Origin of the sequence: Curtobacterium sp. VKM Ac-2922 (assembly GCF_022815645.1) — a bacterium.
In the GTDB taxonomy this organism is placed as follows: Bacteria; Actinomycetota; Actinomycetes; order Actinomycetales; family Microbacteriaceae; genus Curtobacterium.
This window is the reverse complement of the sequence record NZ_JALGRO010000007.1, coordinates 1-15,487: the sequence shown is the minus strand read 5'-3', so window position 1 is coordinate 15,487 and position 15,487 is coordinate 1. Positions and strand designations below refer to the sequence as shown.

The following is a 15,487-nucleotide window of genomic DNA, read 5'->3' as shown; positions in this document are numbered from 1 at the left end:
ACTGGTGCCGTGACTGATCTCCTCGAGAACCCCCGTGCCGGACGCGTCAAGGCCGTTGCTGCCCTGTCCAAGAAGGACGTCCGCGCCGAGACGGGGCTGTTCCTGCTCGAAGGGCCCCAGGCCGTGCGCGAGGCGATCGCGTACGCGCCCGAACTGCTGCGCGAGCTCTACGTCACGCCGACCGCGGCCGAGCGCTACGACCTCGGGGACGCGCCCGTCGACACCTGGTTCGTGACCGAGCAGGTCCTCGCCGCGATGGCCGACACGGTCACGCCGCAGGGCGTCGTCGCGGTGTGCCAGCAGTTCCCGACGTCGGTGCGGCAGGTCTTCCCCGACCCGGGCGCAACCGGCCTGGAGGCCCGGGTCGACCCCGCAACGAACCGTCCGTTGCCGGGACTGGTCGCGATCCTCGAAGAGGTGCGCGACCCGGGCAACGCCGGCACGATCATCCGTGCCGCCGACTCCGCCGGCGCCGACGCGGTCGTCCTGACCGGGCGGAGCGTCGACCCCTACAACCCCAAGGTCGTCCGGTCGACCACGGGTTCGCTGTTCCACGTGCCGGTGTCCGTCGGCGTCTCGCTGCAGGACGCCGTCGCGCGGGCCAAGGCCGCGGGCTACACGGTGCTGGCGGCCGACGTGTCGGGCGACGACCTGCCGGCGGTCCGGGCCGAGGGGCTGCTGGACGGGCCGACGGCGTGGGTGTTCGGCAACGAGGCCCGCGGGCTGACGGACGAGGACCTGGCGTCCGTCGACCGCGCGGTCAAGGTGCCGATCTACGGCGCGGCCGAGTCGATGAACCTGGCGACCGCGGCGTCGGTGTGTCTGTACGAGTCGGCGTTCGCGCTCCGCTCGGCCTGACTCCTCCACAGCAGGGGCGCGGTCGCCGTCGCTCCACCGTCCGTGCAGTACAGGACAGCGGTATCCCAGGGGCCGGTAGGCTTGGGTACCGTGTCAGAACCTCTCGAGATCAGCGAATCGGCCGTCGCCGACGCGGTCGACGCGGCCCTCGCCGCAGTCCGTGCCGCCACGACGGTCGCCGAGCTCAAGCAGGCCAGGGCCGAGCACACGGGTGAGCAGTCGACGCTCGCGCGCATGAACGCCTCGATGCGCAGTGTTCCGCCGGAGCAGAAGGCGCAGGCGGGCAAGCTCGTCGGACAGGCGCGCGGACGGGTCAACGGTGCGGTCGCCGAGCAGGAGTCCGTGCTCGCCCAGGCCGAAGAACGCGCCCGACTCGACGCCGAGCGCGTCGACGTCACCGCCCTGCCGTCCACCCGGACGCCCGGTTCGCGGCACCCGCTGTCGCTGCTCAACGAGACCGTCGCCGACATCTTCGTCGGCATGGGGTGGGAAGTCGCAGAAGGCCCCGAGCTCGAGCACGAGTGGTTCAACTTCGACGCGCTGAACTTCGACCCCGACCACCCGGCGCGGGCGATGGCCGACACGATCTTCGTCGAGCCCGTCGACCGGCACCTGGTCATGCGTACGCACACCTCGCCGGTGCAGGTGCGCTCGCTGTTGTCGCGCGAGCTGCCGCTCTACGTCATCGCACCGGGCCGGGTCTACCGCGCCGACGAGCTCGACGCCACGCACCTGCCGGTCTTCACCCAGGTCGAGGGCATCGCGATCGACAAGGGCCTGACGATGGCGCACCTGCGCGGCACGCTCGAGCACTTCGCGCGCCAGATGTTCGGTGCCGAAGCGCAGATCCGGCTCCGCCCGAACTACTTCCCCTTCACCGAGCCCAGCGCCGAGATGGACGTCTGGCAGCCGAACGCCAAGGGCGGCGCACGGTGGGTCGAGTGGGGTGGCTGTGGCATGGTCAACCCGAACGTCCTGCGATCGGCTGGCATCGACCCGGACGAGTACCAGGGCTTCGCCTTCGGCATGGGCATCGAGCGGACGCTGCAGTTCCGCAACGGCCTGAACGACATGCGTGACTTCCTCGAGGGCGACCTCCGCTTCTCGCAGCAGTTCGGAACGGTGGTCTGATGCGCGTCCCACTCCGCTGGCTCGGCGAATCCGTCGACCTGCCCGACGACGTCACGCTCGAGCACGTCCACGCGGCGCTCGTGTCCGTCGGGTTCGAAGAAGAAGCGGTGCACACGTTCGACCTGACCGGCCCCGTCGTCGTCGGCCGGGTGCTCGAGCGCGTCCCCGAGCCGCAGAAGAACGGCAAGACGATCAACTGGTGCCAGGTGGACGTCGGCGAAGCCGAGTCCCGCGGCATCGTCTGCGGCGCGCACAACTTCGACGTCGGCGACAAGGTCGTCGTGACGCTGCCCGGTGCCGTGTTGCCCGGGCCGTTCCCGATCGCCGCACGCACGACGTACGGGCACGTGTCCGACGGCATGATCGCCTCCGCGCGCGAACTCGGCCTCGGCGACGAGCACGACGGCATCCTGCGGTTCGCCGACCTCGGCATGGACCCCGACGTCGGACAGGACGCCATCGCGCTCCTGGGCCTCGACGACGCCGCGGTCGAGATCAACGTGACGCCGGACCGCGGCTACGCGATGAGCCTGCGCGGTGTCGCACGTGAGTACGCGCACGCCACCGGTGCCTCGTTCCACGACCCGGCCGACCGCGTGCCTCGTCACGACGCCAGTGGCTTCGACGTGACCATCACGGACGACGCTCCGATCCGGGGCCGCGTCGGTTCCAGCACCTTCGTCACGCGGGTCGTGCGCGGGATCGACGCCGCGCGTCCGACACCGGCGTGGATGGTGTCGCGCCTGTCACTGGTGGGCGTCCGCTCGATCTCGCTCCCCGTCGACATCACCAACTACGTCATGTTCGAGCTCGGCCAGCCGTTGCACGGGTACGACCTCGACACGGTCTCCGGCGGACTCGGTGTCCGTCGCGCTGCCGCCGGCGAGACCCTCACCACACTCGACGACGTCACCCGCACGCTCGACCCGGAAGACCTCGTCATCACCGACGACGACGGTCCCGTCGGCCTGGCCGGCGTGATGGGTGGTGCGCGCACCGAGATCACCGCCAGCACCACCGACGTCCTGATCGAGGCCGCCGGGTTCGACCAGGTGTCGATCGCCCGGACCGCACGGCGACACAAGCTGCCGAGCGAGGCATCCAAGCGCTTCGAGCGCGGGGTCGACCCGCTGGTGGCGGAAGCCGCCGCCGACCGGGCCGTGCAGCTCCTCGTCGAGCTCGCGGGCGGCACGGCGGACCCCCTCGGCTCCACGCTCGTCGACACCACGGGTCGCCCCCCGGTGTCGATGCGCCGGTCGCGTCCGGCCGAGCTGGTCGGCGTCGAGTACACCGAGTCCGAGGTGGTCGACACGCTGCGCGCCATCGGGGCCACGGTCGACGCTGACGGCCAGCAGCTCATGGTGACCCCGCCCACCTGGCGCCCGGACCTGACGGACGACACGACCCTGGTCGAAGAGGTCGCGCGCATCGTCGGGTACCACCGCATCCCGAGCGTGCTGCCGGTCGCCCCTCCCGGGCGCGGCCTCACCGCCCACCAGCAGGCGCGCCGTCGTGTCGCGGCCGCACTGGCTGCCGCGGGTCTGGTCGAGGTCGTCACGGCGCCGTTCGTCTCGGCGACGACGACCGCCGCCTACCCGGGCATCGACCCGGCTGGCGGGCCGGCCGTCGTGCTCGCGAACGCGTTGGACAGCGAGCAGAACCTGCTCCGCCGCAGCGGCCTGCCGGCCCTGGTCGACGTCGCGCGACGCAACACCTCGCGCGGGCTGGTCGACGTGGCGGTGTACGAGACCTCGCGGGTGTTCCTGCCGGTCGCCGATGCCGAACTCGGCACGGCGCAGGTGCCCGCAGGTGCCGCACACCCGGGCGCCGAGGTGCTGTCCGGCCTCGACGCGGCCCTGCCCGCCCAGCCGTTCCACGTGTCGGCACTGCTCCTCGGGCACCGTCTCGTCAAGCAGCCGGGGGTCCTGCCCGAGCCCTTCGGCATCGCGGACGCCCTCGACGTGGCACGCACGATCGCGTGGGCCGCAGGCACCGAGCTGACCGTCGCGCAGACGTCGCACCCGTCGCTGCACCCGGGCCGCGCTGCCGCGTTGCTCGTCGACGGCACGGTGGTCGGTGTCGCGGGCGAACTGCTGCCCGAACTGGCTGCCGCATCGGACCTGCCGCGGGTGGTCGCCGTCGTCGAGATCGACCTCGACGCGGTCATCGCCGCCGTCCCCGAGTCGGTCTCCGTCGCACCGATCGTCACCTACCCCGCGGCCACGCAGGACCTGTCCCTGGTGGTCGGGGTCGACGTCCCCGCCGGCGACGTGCTGCACGAGGTGCGCTCTGGCGCCGGAGAGCTGTTGGAGTATGCTCGCCTCGTGGATGACTACCGGGGCTCCGGCGTGGACGAGGGACAGAAGTCCCTGACGTTCGCGCTGCGCTTCCGTGCCACGGACCGCACCCTGACCGCTGCCGAGGCCTCCGTGGCCCGTGACGGCGCCGTCCGACGTGCCGGCGAGCGATTCGGGGCGACCCTGCGCGACTGATCCCCCTGGGACAGCACCGCACGGGGCCGCCGCCTCCGATCCTCGACGAATCGTCCGACCAAAGGTGGAATCCCATGTCCGTATCCGTCGCCGTGGCGGGAGCCAGCGGCTACGCAGGCGGTGAGCTGCTGCGCATCCTGTCGGCGCATCCCGAGTTCGACGTCCGGACGGCGACCGCGTTCTCGAACGCCGGGCAGCCGCTCATCGCGACGCAGCCCCACCTCCGCTCGTTGGCGCACCTGACGCTGGTCGAGACCACGGCGGACACGCTGCGCGGGCACGACGTGGTCTTCCTCGCCCTGCCGCACGGCCAGTCCGGGGCGATCACCGCCGAGCTCGACGCGGACACCCTGGTCGTCGACTGCGGTGCCGACCACCGGCTGACCGACCCGGCTGCGTGGGAAGCGTTCTACGGGGGCGACTGGTTCGGCGCATGGACCTACGGCCTGCCCGAGCTCCTGCACGCGGCACCGACTCCGGGTTCCGCCGACGAGTGGCGCGACGTCGACGACATCGTGGCCCAGAGCCGGCAGCGGGCCGAGCTCGCCACGACCAAGCGCATCGCGGTGCCCGGGTGCAACGTGACCGCCGTCACACTCGGCATCCAACCGGGCATCCAGTCCGGCCTGGTGCAGTCCGACGACATCGTCGCCGTGCTCAGCGTGGGCCCCTCGGGTGCCGGCAAGAAGCTCGCGCCGACGTACCTGGCCGCCGAGATCATGGGCTCCGCCAGCGCCTACGCGGTCGGCGGCACCCACCGGCACGTCCCGGAGATCCAACAGAACCTGCGGGCCGCGGGTGCCTCGGACGTGACGATCTCGTTCACGCCGGTGCTCGTCCCGATGGCGCGGGGGATCCTGGCGACGACGACGGCCAAGCTCGCGCCGGGGGTCAGCGCGCGCGACGTGCGGCTCGCCTGGGAACAGGCCTACGCCGACGAGCCCTTCGTCCACCTGCTGCCCGAGGGCGAGTTCCCCCGGGTGGCGGACACCATCGGGGCGAACACCGCGCTCGTCGGCATCGCCGTCGACGAAGCAGCGGGCCGGGTCGTGGCGATCACGGCCCTCGACAACCTCGCCAAGGGAACCGGCGGCGCTGCGGTGCAGTCCGCCAACATCGCACTCGGCCTGCCCGAGACCCTCGGCCTCAGCGTGGACGGAGTCGCACCGTGACCGACGCAACGAACGGGGCCGACGTGCCCACGAGCCTCCAGTCCGTCAACGGCACACAGGGCGTGACCGCAGCGGCGGGCTTCCGCGCTGCCGGCGCGACCGCCGGGCTCAAGGCGAGCGGCACCCCGGACGTGGCGCTCGTCGTGAACGACGGCCCGCAGGCGGCGGTCGCTGCGGTGTTCACCAGCAACCGCGCGCAGGCCCATCCCGTCATCTGGTCGCGCCAGGTCGTCGGTGACGGTGTCGCGCGAGCCGTCTTCCTGAACTCGGGCGGGGCCAACTGCTTCACCGGGCCGTTCGGGTTCCAGACCACGCACCTGACCGCCGAGGCCGTGGGCGAGTCCCTCGGCATCGGGGCCGGCGACGTCGTCGTGTGCTCCACCGGACTCATCGGCGTCGGCGACCAGACCTTCCGCGACCACGTGCTGCACGGGGTCGCCCTGACCACGGACGCCCTGTCGGACACCGGCGGACCGGACGCTGCGACCGCGATCATGACGACGGACACCCGGGCCAAGCAGTCCGAGGTCACCGAGGACGGCTGGACCGTCGGCGGCATGGCCAAGGGCGCGGGCATGCTCGCCCCGGGTCTGGCCACGATGCTCGTCGTGATCACCACCGACGCGCTGCTCAGCTCCGACGAACTCGACCAGGCACTCCGTGCGGCCACCCGGGTGACCTTCGACCGGGTCGACTCGGACGGCTGCATGTCGACGAACGACACCGTCGTGCTGATGTCGTCCGGCGCCTCGGGCACCACCCCCGAGGTCGGCGACTTCCAAGAAGCCCTGACCGTCGTGTGCGCCGACCTGGCCCGCCAGCTGCAGCAGGACGCCGAGGGTGCCAGCCACGACATCGCGATCCACGTGGTCGGTGCTGCGTCTGAGGACGACGCGGTCACCGTGGGCCGCAGTGTCGCGCGCAACAACCTGTTCAAGGCAGCCGTCTTCGGCAACGACCCCAACTGGGGCCGGGTCCTGGCCGCGATCGGCACCACCGACGCGGAGTTCGACCCGTATGCGGTCGACGTCTCGATGAACGGCGTGCGGGTCTGCCACGCCGGCGCCCCCGACCGTCCGAGCGACCAGGTCGACCTGACTCCGCGCGACACGGACGTGCTGATCGACCTCGGGGTGGGGCCGTACGCGGCGACCATCCTGACGAACGACCTGACGCACGACTACGTCCACGAGAACAGCGCGTACTCCAGCTGATGAGCACCGGAGACGCCCTGTCGAAACAGGAAGAACACGAGTTCGCCGCCGTCAAGGCCGCGACCCTCATCGAGTCCCTGCCGTGGCTGAAGCGGTTCTCGGGCAAGATCGTCGTCGTCAAGTTCGGCGGCAACGCGATGGTGAACGACGACCTCAAGCGGGCCTTCGCCGAGGACATGGTCTACCTGCGCTACGCCGGCCTGCACCCGGTCGTGGTGCACGGCGGCGGGCCGCAGATCTCCGCTGCGCTCAAGGAGCAGGGCATCCAGTCCGAGTTCCGCGGCGGGTACCGCGTCACCACGACCGAGGCGATCACGGTCGTGCGTGACGTCCTGGCCGGCGAGGTGAACCGCGAGATCGTCGACCTGATGAACGAGCACGGCTCGGGCATCGGCGTCGGGGTGTCCGGCGACGGCGGGTCGCTGTTCACCGGCGAGAAGAAGGGCGTCGTCGTGGACGGCGAGCACTTCGACCTGGGCCACGTCGGCGACATCACCCATGTCGACCCGTCCGGGGTCCTGGCGGCGATCCGGGCGAACCAGATCCCCGTCGTGTCGAGCATCGCCGTCGATGACGCCCACCCGGACCAGGCGCTCAACGTGAACGCCGACGCGGCGGCCGCGGCCCTGGCGATCGCGCTCGGGGCGTCGAAGCTCATGATGCTGACCGACGTACCCGGGCTGTACCGCAACTGGCCCGACCGCGACTCGATCATCGACCTGATCGCGGTCGAGGAGCTCCGGGCACTCCTGCCCTCGCTCGAGTCGGGCATGATCCCGAAGATGACCGCCTGCCTCGACGCCGTGGTCGGCGGTGTCGGCGGCGCCACGATCATCGACGGCCGGATCCCGCACTCGATCCTGCTCGAGGTCTTCACGCTCCGCGGCGCGGGCACCGAGGTGATCCCGGACCCGAGCCGACGGACCGAGAACCAGAACACCCACGCCGAGATCGGCCGACGCGGCCCAGCCAGCCCGATCCAGCACCCGAACGACCCGCAGCACGCTGACACCATCGACACGAAGGGGACCGCACGGTGACCACCGAGACGCAGACCGCAACCTGGAACGACCGGTTCGGGGCGTCGCTCATGCGATCCCTGACACCGCCGAAGATCATGCTCGAGCGCGGCCAGGGCTGCCGCGTCTGGGACGTCGACGGCAACGAGTACCTCGACTTCCTGGCGGGCATCGCCGTCAACTCGCTGGGGCACGCCCACCCGGTCCTGGTCGACGCGATCGCCGACCAGGCCGCCAAGCTCGTGCACGTCTCGAACTACTTCGCGACGCCCCCGCAGCTCGAACTGGCCGAGCGCCTCAAGCGCATCTCGGGCGCGGGCGACGCGGGCCGCGTGTACTTCGGCAACTCCGGCGCCGAAGCGAACGAGGCGGCGTTCAAGCTCGCCCGGCTGAACCGGGGCCCGGACGGCCGCAAGACCAAGATCCTCGCGCTGCAGCAGGCGTTCCACGGCCGCACGATGGGTGCGCTCGCGCTCACCGGCAAGCCCGCGCTGCAAGAGGACTTCCTGCCGATGCTGCCGGGTGTCGAGCACATCGAGACCTCGATCGCAGCACTCGAGCACGCCATCGACGACACCGTGGCCGCGATCATCATCGAGCCGATCAAGGGCGAGGCCGGCGTGGTCGACCTGCCCGAGGGCTTCCTGGCGGCCGCACGGCGTCTGACCGAAGCGCACCACGCGCTGCTGATCCTCGACGAGATCCAGACCGGTGTCGGACGCACCGGATCGTGGTTCGCGTTCCAGCAGCAGGGGGTCGTCCCGGACGCCATCACGGTGGCCAAGGGCATCGCCGGCGGGTTCCCGATCGCGGCGCTCGTCACGTTCGGCTGGGCCTCCGACCTGTTCTCGGCCGGCCAGCACGGCTCGACGTTCGGCGGCAACCCGCTCGGCACCCGCGTGGCGAACGCCGTGCTCGAGGAGATCGAGCGCGCCGGGCTCGTCGAGTCGGCTGTCACCAAGGGCGAGCGCATCCGTGCCGGCATCGGTGCGATCGGCTCGCCGCTGGTCGAAGAGGTGCGCGGCAGCGGTCTGCTCATCGGCGTGGGACTGCACCGTCCGGTCGCAGCCGCGATCGCCGCGGCCGCGCTCGAGCGTGGCCTGATCGTGAACGCCCCGAACGAGTCGAGCCTGCGCATCGCGCCGCCGCTCATCGTGACCGACGCCGAGATCGACGAGTTCCTCGCGATCCTCGCCCAGAGCATGGCCTCCGTCCAGGACGCCCACCAGGAGACCTCCGCATGACCCGCCACTTCCTCCGTGACGACGACCTGACCCAGGCGGAGCAGTCCGCCGTCCTCGACCTGGCGGTCGAGATGAAGCGCGACCGCTGGGGCGCGAAGCCGCTGGCCGGCCCGCAGAGCGTCGCGGTGATCTTCGACAAGTCGTCGACCCGCACGCGGGTGTCCTTCCACGTGGGCATCAGCGACCTGGGCGGCAGCCCGCTCATCATCTCGACGGCGAACAGCCAGCTCGGCGGCAAGGAGACCCCCTCCGACACGGCCCGCGTGCTCGAGCGGATGGTGTCGGCGATCGTCTGGCGCACCTACGGCCAGGCCGGGCTCGAGGAGATGGCCGAGGGCACCACGGTCCCGGTCGTCAACGCGCTCTCCGACGACTTCCACCCGTGCCAGCTGTTGGCCGACCTGCTCACCATCCGCGAGCACCGCGGCGCGCTGGCGGGCCAGACCATCGCCTTCGTCGGCGACGGCGCGAGCAACATGGCGCAGTCCTACTTGCTGGCGGCGGCCACGGCCGGCATGCACGTCCGGGTCGGCAGCCCGGTCGCGTTCAGCCCTGCGCCCCAGGTCGTGACGGACGCCGAGCACCGAGCGGCCGAGACGGGCGGGTCCGTCCTGGTCGTGACCGATCCGGTGGCCGCGGTCGCCGGCGCCGACGTCGTCGTGACCGACACGTGGGTGTCCATGGGCAAGGAAGCCGAGAAGCAGCAGCGACTCGACACGTTCAAGGACTACCGCGTGGACGACGCGATGATGGCGCACGCCGCGGACGACGCCGTGTTCATGCACTGCCTGCCGGCCGACCGCGGCTTCGAGGTCACCGCCGAGGTCATCGACGGCCCGCGCAGCATCATCTGGGACGAGGCAGAGAACCGTCTGCACGCCCAGAAGGCACTGCTCGCCTGGCTCCTCGCCGCCAACAACTGACAACCACCACCCCAAGGAGAAGACCCATGGCAGATCGCGTCGTACTGGCGTACTCCGGAGGCCTCGACACCTCCGTCGGTATCGGATGGCTGAAGGACGCCACCGGCAAGGACGTCGTCGCGCTGGCGGTGGACGTCGGCCAGGGCGGCGAGGACATGGACGCGATCCGTCAGCGCGCGCTCGACTGCGGTGCGGTGGAGTCGGTCGTCATCGACGCCAAGGACGAGTTCGCGGACGACTACCTCGTGCCGGCGCTCAAGGCGAACGCGCTGTACCAGAAGCGCTACCCGCTGGTGTCCGCGCTGAGCCGCCCGCTCATCGCGAAGCACCTCGCCCTGACGGCCAAGCAGCTCGGCGCCGACAGCGTCGCGCACGGCTGCACCGGCAAGGGCAACGACCAGGTCCGGTTCGAAGCAGCGGTCGCCGCGATCGCCCCCGACCTGACCAGCGTCGCTCCGGTCCGTGACCTCGCGCTGACCCGCGACAAGGCGATCGTGTACGCGCAAGAGCACGACCTGCCGATCCTGCAGAGCAAGAAGTCGCCGTACTCGATCGACCAGAACGTCTGGGGTCGCGCGGTCGAGACCGGGTTCCTCGAGGACCCGTGGAACGCCCCGATCGAGGACCTGTACGCGTACACGCAGGACCCGGCGATCCCGCGCGAGGCCGACGAGGTCACCATCACCTTCGAGCAGGGCGTGCCGGTCGCGATCGACGGGCAGCGCTTCAGCGTCCTGCGCATCGTGCAGGAACTGAACGCCCTGGCCGGCAAGCACGGTGTCGGTCGCATCGACGTCGTCGAGGACCGCCTGGTCGGCATCAAGTCGCGCGAGGTCTACGAGGCCCCGGCCGCGATGGCCCTCATCGCCGCGCACGAGGAGCTCGAGAGCCTGACCCTCGAGCGTGACGTGAACCGCTACAAGCGCGGTGTCGAGTCGGAGTGGGCCGACCTGGTCTACGACGGTCTGTGGTTCGGTGGGCTCAAGCGCAGCCTCGACGCCTTCATCGACGACACCCAGCAGTACGTCTCGGGCGACATCCGCCTGCAGCTGCAGGGTGGACGCGCGACCGTCACCGGCCGTCGCAGTGAGCAGTCGCTGTACGACTTCGACCTGGCGACCTACGACACGGGTGACACGTTCGACCAGTCGCTGTCCAAGGGCTTCATCGAGATCTGGTCGCTGCCGTCCAAGATCTCGGCACGCCGCGACCTGGCGAACTGAGCCGACCCCGGACGGCGCGACCCGCTGGTCGCGACGTCCGGACCGGTCCGGAGGCCCGACCCGCTTCCGCCACGCTCCGCGCGACCCACGCTCCGCGCGACCCACGAACCAGACCGCCCACGACACGACGCAGGACGACATGACGGACGCAAGCGGGGCCTCCCGGCCGGAGCCCCAGCACACCAAGACCGACGGCACCAACCAGGGCGCGCTGTGGGGCGCCCGGTTCGCCGACGGGCCGAGCCCCGAGCTCGCCGCCCTGTCCCGGTCCACCCACTTCGACTGGCAGCTCGCGCCGTACGACCTGGCCGGCTCGCGTGCCCACGCCCGGGCGCTGCAGACCGCCGGCTACCTGACCGCTGACGAGCTCGAGTCGATGCTCGCGGGCCTCGACCGTCTCGACGCGGCGCACGCCGACGGCACCCTGCAGCCCGACGACACCGACGAGGACGTCCACGGCGCGCTCGAACGGCTGCTCATCGCCGACGTCGGGCCCGCGCTCGGCGGCAAGCTCCGCGCCGGACGCAGCCGCAACGACCAGATCGCGACCCTCGGCCGGATGCACATGCTCGACCACGGTCGGCGCATCGGACACCTCGTGATCGACCTCGTCGACGCCATCAGCCAGCAGGCCAGCGAGCACCCGGGCGCGATCATGCCCGGCCGCACGCACCTGCAGCACGCGCAGCCGGTCATGCTCGCACACCACCTGCTCGCGCACGCCTGGCCCCTGGTGCGCGACCTCGAACGGCTGCGCGACTGGGCCGGTCGCGCCGGCGTCAGCCCGTACGGCGCCGGTGCCCTGGCCGGCAGCTCGCTCGGACTCGACCCGACGGCCATCGCCCACGAGCTCGGGTTCGCCCGACCCGCCGAGAACTCCATCGACGCCACGGCCGGCCGCGACACCGTGGCCGAGTTCGCGTTCGTCCTCGCGCAGATCGGCATCGACGTGTCGCGTCTGGCCGAGGAGATCATCCTCTGGAACACCAAGGAGTTCGGCTTCGTCCGGCTGCACGACGCGTTCTCGACCGGGTCGAGCATCATGCCGCAGAAGAAGAACCCCGACATCGCCGAGCTCGCGCGGGGCAAGTCCGGTCGGCTCATCGGCAACCTGACGGGCCTGCTCGCGACGCTCAAGGGCCTGCCGCTGGCGTACAACCGCGACCTGCAAGAGGACAAGGAGCCCGTCTTCGACTCCGTCGGCACGCTCGAGGTCCTGCTGCCGGCGTTCACGGGCATGATCGCGACGCTGACCTTCGACACCGACCGGATGGCCGAGCTGGCGCCCCAGGGGTTCTCGCTGGCGACCGACGTCGCCGAGTGGCTCGTCCGCCAGGGGGTGCCGTTCCGCGACGCGCACGAGGTCTCCGGCGCGCTCGTGCAGTACTGCGAACAGCGCGGCATCGAGCTCGACGACCCGACGGACGACGAGTACGCCGCGGTCTCCGAGCATCTGACGCCCGGTGTGCGCGCCGTCCTGACGATCGAGGGCAGCGTCTCGTCCCGCACCGGTGCCGGCGGCACCGCACCGGACCGGGTCGCCGAACAGCTCGCCGGCCTGACCCAGCGCGTGCACGACCTGGCCGCCGGAGCCCCCTTCACGCGGTGAACGACGCGCTGCTCGGGGTGCTGGCCGAACTCGCGCCGATCAGTGCCCCGGCGCTCCTCGGCGCGACCCTGTCCGGCCGGGGCGTCACGCTGCGCATCACCGAGGTCGAGGCGTACTCCGGCGCGAGTGACCCGGGCTCGCACGGCCACCGCGGGCCGACCCCGCGCAACCGGCACCTGTTCGGTCCGCCGGGCACGCTCTACGCCTACCGCTCGTACGGCATCCACACCTGCATCAACGTGGTGAGCGGGCCACAGGGCACGTCGTCGGGATCGTTGCTGCGCGGGGCCGAGGTCGTCGACGGCATCGCGCTCGCACGCTCCCGACGCCCAGGGGTGTCCGACGTCCAGCTCGCCCGCGGCCCGGGCAACCTGGGCAGCGCGGCGGGGGCGGTCCTGGGCGAGGACGACGGCACGTCGATCGTCGACGGCACCGGACCGTTCCGACTCACCCTGGCACCCGGTCTGGAGGCCCGGCTCGGCGCCGTCGGGCCGGCTGCGGTCCTCGACGAGCTCGCGTCCGACCCCGCGATCCTGCGCACGCCGCGTACGGGCGTGGCCGGCATCGCCGGCGGCACCGCCTTCCCGTGGCGGTTCGCCCTGCGGGACGAGCCGACGGTGTCGGCGTACCGACGGCACCCACGCGCCCTCGACTGATCCGCGCCGGCACGGCCGGCCCGCCGCTGGCGCGTCGCGCCGGAACCGGCGGCGGGGGCCCACCGTGCAGGGAGCCTCCGGGCCGGTGGGTCCCCGCTACGATTGGCGGGTGTCCAGTGATACCGCTCCCGATGTCCTGACGCGTCAGCAGAACGACCCCACCTTCGCCTCGGTGTGGGACGAACTGCGCTGGCGTGGTCTGGTGCAGGTCTCGACCGACGAGACCGCGCTGCAAGAGGTTCTCGACGGTGCGCCGATCACGTACTACTGCGGGTTCGACCCGACGGCGCCGTCGTTGCACTGCGGCAACCTGCTGCAGCTGCTGACCATGCGTCGGTTGCAGCTCGCTGGCCACAAGCCCCTGGCGCTCGTCGGGGGGTCGACCGGCCTGATCGGCGATCCCCGGCCCACGGCCGAACGCACGTTGAACACGCGCGAGACCGTTGCCACGTGGGTGAGTCGGCTGCAGGAACAGGTGTCGCGCTTCCTCAGTCCCGACGGTGACAACGGCGTGCGGCTGGTCAACAACCTCGACTGGACGTCGCCGATGTCCGCGATCGACTTCCTGCGCGACGTCGGCAAGTACTTCCGCGTGAACTCGATGCTCAAGAAGGACGCGGTCGCAGCGCGACTGAACTCCGACTCGGGCATCAGCTACACCGAGTTCAGCTACCAGATCCTGCAGGGGATGGACTACTGCGAGCTGTACCGGCAGTACGGGTGCACGCTCCAGACGGGTGGGTCCGACCAATGGGGCAACCTGACGTCGGGCACCGAGCTGATCCGGCGTGCCGAGGGTGCGACCGTGCACGCGATGGGGACGCCGCTCATCACGAACTCGGACGGCACGAAGTTCGGCAAGAGCGAGGGCAACGCCATCTGGCTCGATGCCGACATGACCTCGCCGTACGCCATGTACCAGTTCTGGCTCAACACCACCGATGCCGACGTGATCGCCCGGTTGCGGCAGTTCACGTTCCTGAGCCGTGCCGAGATCGAACGGCTCGAACAGGTGGTGGCTGACGAACCGTTCCGGCGCGAAGCGCAGCGGACGCTGGCGTACGAGGTCACGTCCGTCGTGCACGGCGTCGACGCGACCCAGGCGGCGATCGATGCGTCGGCGGCCCTGTTCGGCAACGGCGACCTGGCGGCGCTCGACGGTCCCACGCTCCGAGCGGCCGTCGCGGAACTCCCCGGGTCGGTGACCCTGACGCCCGACGCCGACCTGGCGAAGGCGCTCGTCGACACCGCGTTGGTGAAGTCCCTCGGCGAGGCCCGTCGCGCGATCGACCAGGGCGGGGTCTACGTGAACAACACCCGCGCCGACGACCCGACCGCCGTGCTGGCGGAGATCGCCCTGCCCGGGGGAGTGGTCGTGTTGCGCCGAGGCAAGAAGACCCTGGCCGGTGTGACCCTCACGAGCTGACCCGTCCCCGTCCACGACGCCCGGTTCCCGCAGTGCCCACGCACCGCGGCGCCGGGCGTCGTCGCGTTCCCGGGCCTGGTGCCTGCTCGCTCGGGCCTGATGCCTGCGTGCTCGGACCTGTTGCAGGATGCGACACGCCCGGGATGTGGCATGGGTTGGCGCTACCCGGCCCCCGCCCGTAATGTTTCCTCTCGTCACCCCAAAGGTGCGGCGGAGCGGCTGGAGCGAAAGCCCAGAGCACGTCGGCCCTCAAGTGGGACCATCCTCCACAGGAGATCAGCTCCGGCCTTGCGCTGGACGGCTCCGACGCCTAGGATGACTACTCCACCGGTTCTCTCCCTCGGGATGAGCCACTGACCCAGACTCTGGGTCGACGAACACCGGTGGTCGAACCAAGAACGAATGCCTCTCTGGCGGAACCTCTTCGTGGGGTCGAGTGGGGAGTGCGTCTGGTCCTTGAGAACTCAACAGCGTGCACATTGTCAATGCCAATTTATTGACCCCGTGGCGTTCCACTTGT

Annotated in this window: 12 protein-coding genes; all 12 read left to right on the top strand. The window is 71.0% G+C overall.

Features of this window, described 5'->3' with window-relative positions; all coding sequences use genetic code 11:
• Positions 1 to 9 precede the first annotated feature (9 nt).
• The 12 genes from MT346_RS09455 to tyrS all read left to right on the top strand — a co-directional run bounded on the left by MT346_RS09455 (position 10) and on the right by tyrS (position 14,967).
• A complete protein-coding gene (locus tag MT346_RS09455; protein ID WP_243562816.1) occupies positions 10 to 858 on the top strand; it encodes an RNA methyltransferase in 849 nt (282 codons plus the stop codon).
• Positions 859 to 948: 90 nt separating this feature from the next.
• Complete coding sequence (pheS, locus tag MT346_RS09450) at positions 949 to 1,989, top strand: phenylalanine--tRNA ligase subunit alpha (RefSeq protein ID WP_243562815.1); 1,041 nt, start codon at positions 949 to 951, stop codon at positions 1,987 to 1,989.
• Positions 1,989 to 4,481: a phenylalanine--tRNA ligase subunit beta gene (gene pheT, locus MT346_RS09445; protein ID WP_243562814.1), complete on the top strand. Its 2,493-nt coding sequence runs from the start codon at positions 1,989 to 1,991 to the stop codon at positions 4,479 to 4,481. The genes pheS and pheT overlap by 1 nt, the downstream gene beginning before the upstream one ends.
• A 74-nt stretch (positions 4,482 to 4,555) precedes the next feature.
• The gene (locus MT346_RS09440) at positions 4,556 to 5,653 is read left to right on the top strand and encodes an N-acetyl-gamma-glutamyl-phosphate reductase (RefSeq protein WP_243562813.1); all 1,098 of its coding nucleotides are present in this window, start codon (positions 4,556 to 4,558) and stop codon (positions 5,651 to 5,653) included.
• A gap of 62 nt (positions 5,654 to 5,715) precedes the next feature.
• Positions 5,716 to 6,867: a bifunctional glutamate N-acetyltransferase/amino-acid acetyltransferase ArgJ gene (argJ, locus tag MT346_RS09435; protein WP_243562992.1), complete on the top strand. Its 1,152-nt coding sequence runs from the start codon at positions 5,716 to 5,718 to the stop codon at positions 6,865 to 6,867.
• Positions 6,867 to 7,907, top strand: coding sequence for an acetylglutamate kinase (gene argB, locus MT346_RS09430; RefSeq protein ID WP_243562812.1), 1,041 nt, complete (start codon positions 6,867 to 6,869; stop codon positions 7,905 to 7,907). Before argJ ends, argB begins: the two co-directional genes overlap by 1 nt.
• Complete coding sequence (locus MT346_RS09425; RefSeq protein WP_308221885.1) at positions 7,904 to 9,130, top strand: acetylornithine transaminase; 1,227 nt, start codon at positions 7,904 to 7,906, stop codon at positions 9,128 to 9,130. The genes argB and MT346_RS09425 overlap by 4 nt, the downstream gene beginning before the upstream one ends.
• Complete coding sequence (argF, locus tag MT346_RS09420; RefSeq protein WP_243562811.1) at positions 9,127 to 10,053, top strand: ornithine carbamoyltransferase; 927 nt, start codon at positions 9,127 to 9,129, stop codon at positions 10,051 to 10,053. Before MT346_RS09425 ends, argF begins: the two co-directional genes overlap by 4 nt.
• 26 nt (positions 10,054 to 10,079) lie before the next feature.
• Entirely contained in the window at positions 10,080 to 11,276 is a 1,197-nt protein-coding gene (locus MT346_RS09415) for an argininosuccinate synthase (RefSeq protein WP_243562810.1), read from the top strand.
• A 139-nt stretch (positions 11,277 to 11,415) separates the two neighbouring features.
• A complete protein-coding gene (gene argH, locus MT346_RS09410; RefSeq protein ID WP_243562809.1) occupies positions 11,416 to 12,885 on the top strand; it encodes an argininosuccinate lyase in 1,470 nt (489 codons plus the stop codon).
• Positions 12,882 to 13,541 carry a DNA-3-methyladenine glycosylase gene (locus MT346_RS09405; RefSeq protein ID WP_243562808.1) on the top strand — a complete coding sequence of 220 codons (660 nt, stop codon included), beginning with the start codon at positions 12,882 to 12,884 and terminating at the stop codon, positions 13,539 to 13,541. The genes argH and MT346_RS09405 overlap by 4 nt, the downstream gene beginning before the upstream one ends.
• Before the next feature lie 109 nt (positions 13,542 to 13,650).
• On the top strand, positions 13,651 to 14,967 hold the full coding sequence (gene tyrS, locus MT346_RS09400; protein ID WP_243562806.1) for a tyrosine--tRNA ligase: 1,317 nt from the start codon (positions 13,651 to 13,653) through the stop codon (positions 14,965 to 14,967).
• Positions 14,968 to 15,487 lie beyond the last annotated feature (520 nt).

Excerpts from the sequence above, each read along its gene's own strand:
- pheT (WP_243562814.1), top strand. The coding sequence starts at position 1,989 with ATGCGCGTCCCACTCCGCTGGCTCGGCGAATCCGTCGACCTGCCCGAC.
- MT346_RS09440 (WP_243562813.1), top strand. The coding sequence starts at position 4,556 with ATGTCCGTATCCGTCGCCGTGGCGGGAGCCAGCGGCTACGCAGGCGGT.
- argB (WP_243562812.1), top strand. The coding sequence starts at position 6,867 with ATGAGCACCGGAGACGCCCTGTCGAAACAGGAAGAACACGAGTTCGCC.
- argF (WP_243562811.1), top strand. The coding sequence starts at position 9,127 with ATGACCCGCCACTTCCTCCGTGACGACGACCTGACCCAGGCGGAGCAG.
- MT346_RS09415 (WP_243562810.1), top strand. The coding sequence starts at position 10,080 with ATGGCAGATCGCGTCGTACTGGCGTACTCCGGAGGCCTCGACACCTCC.
- argH (WP_243562809.1), top strand. The coding sequence starts at position 11,416 with ATGACGGACGCAAGCGGGGCCTCCCGGCCGGAGCCCCAGCACACCAAG.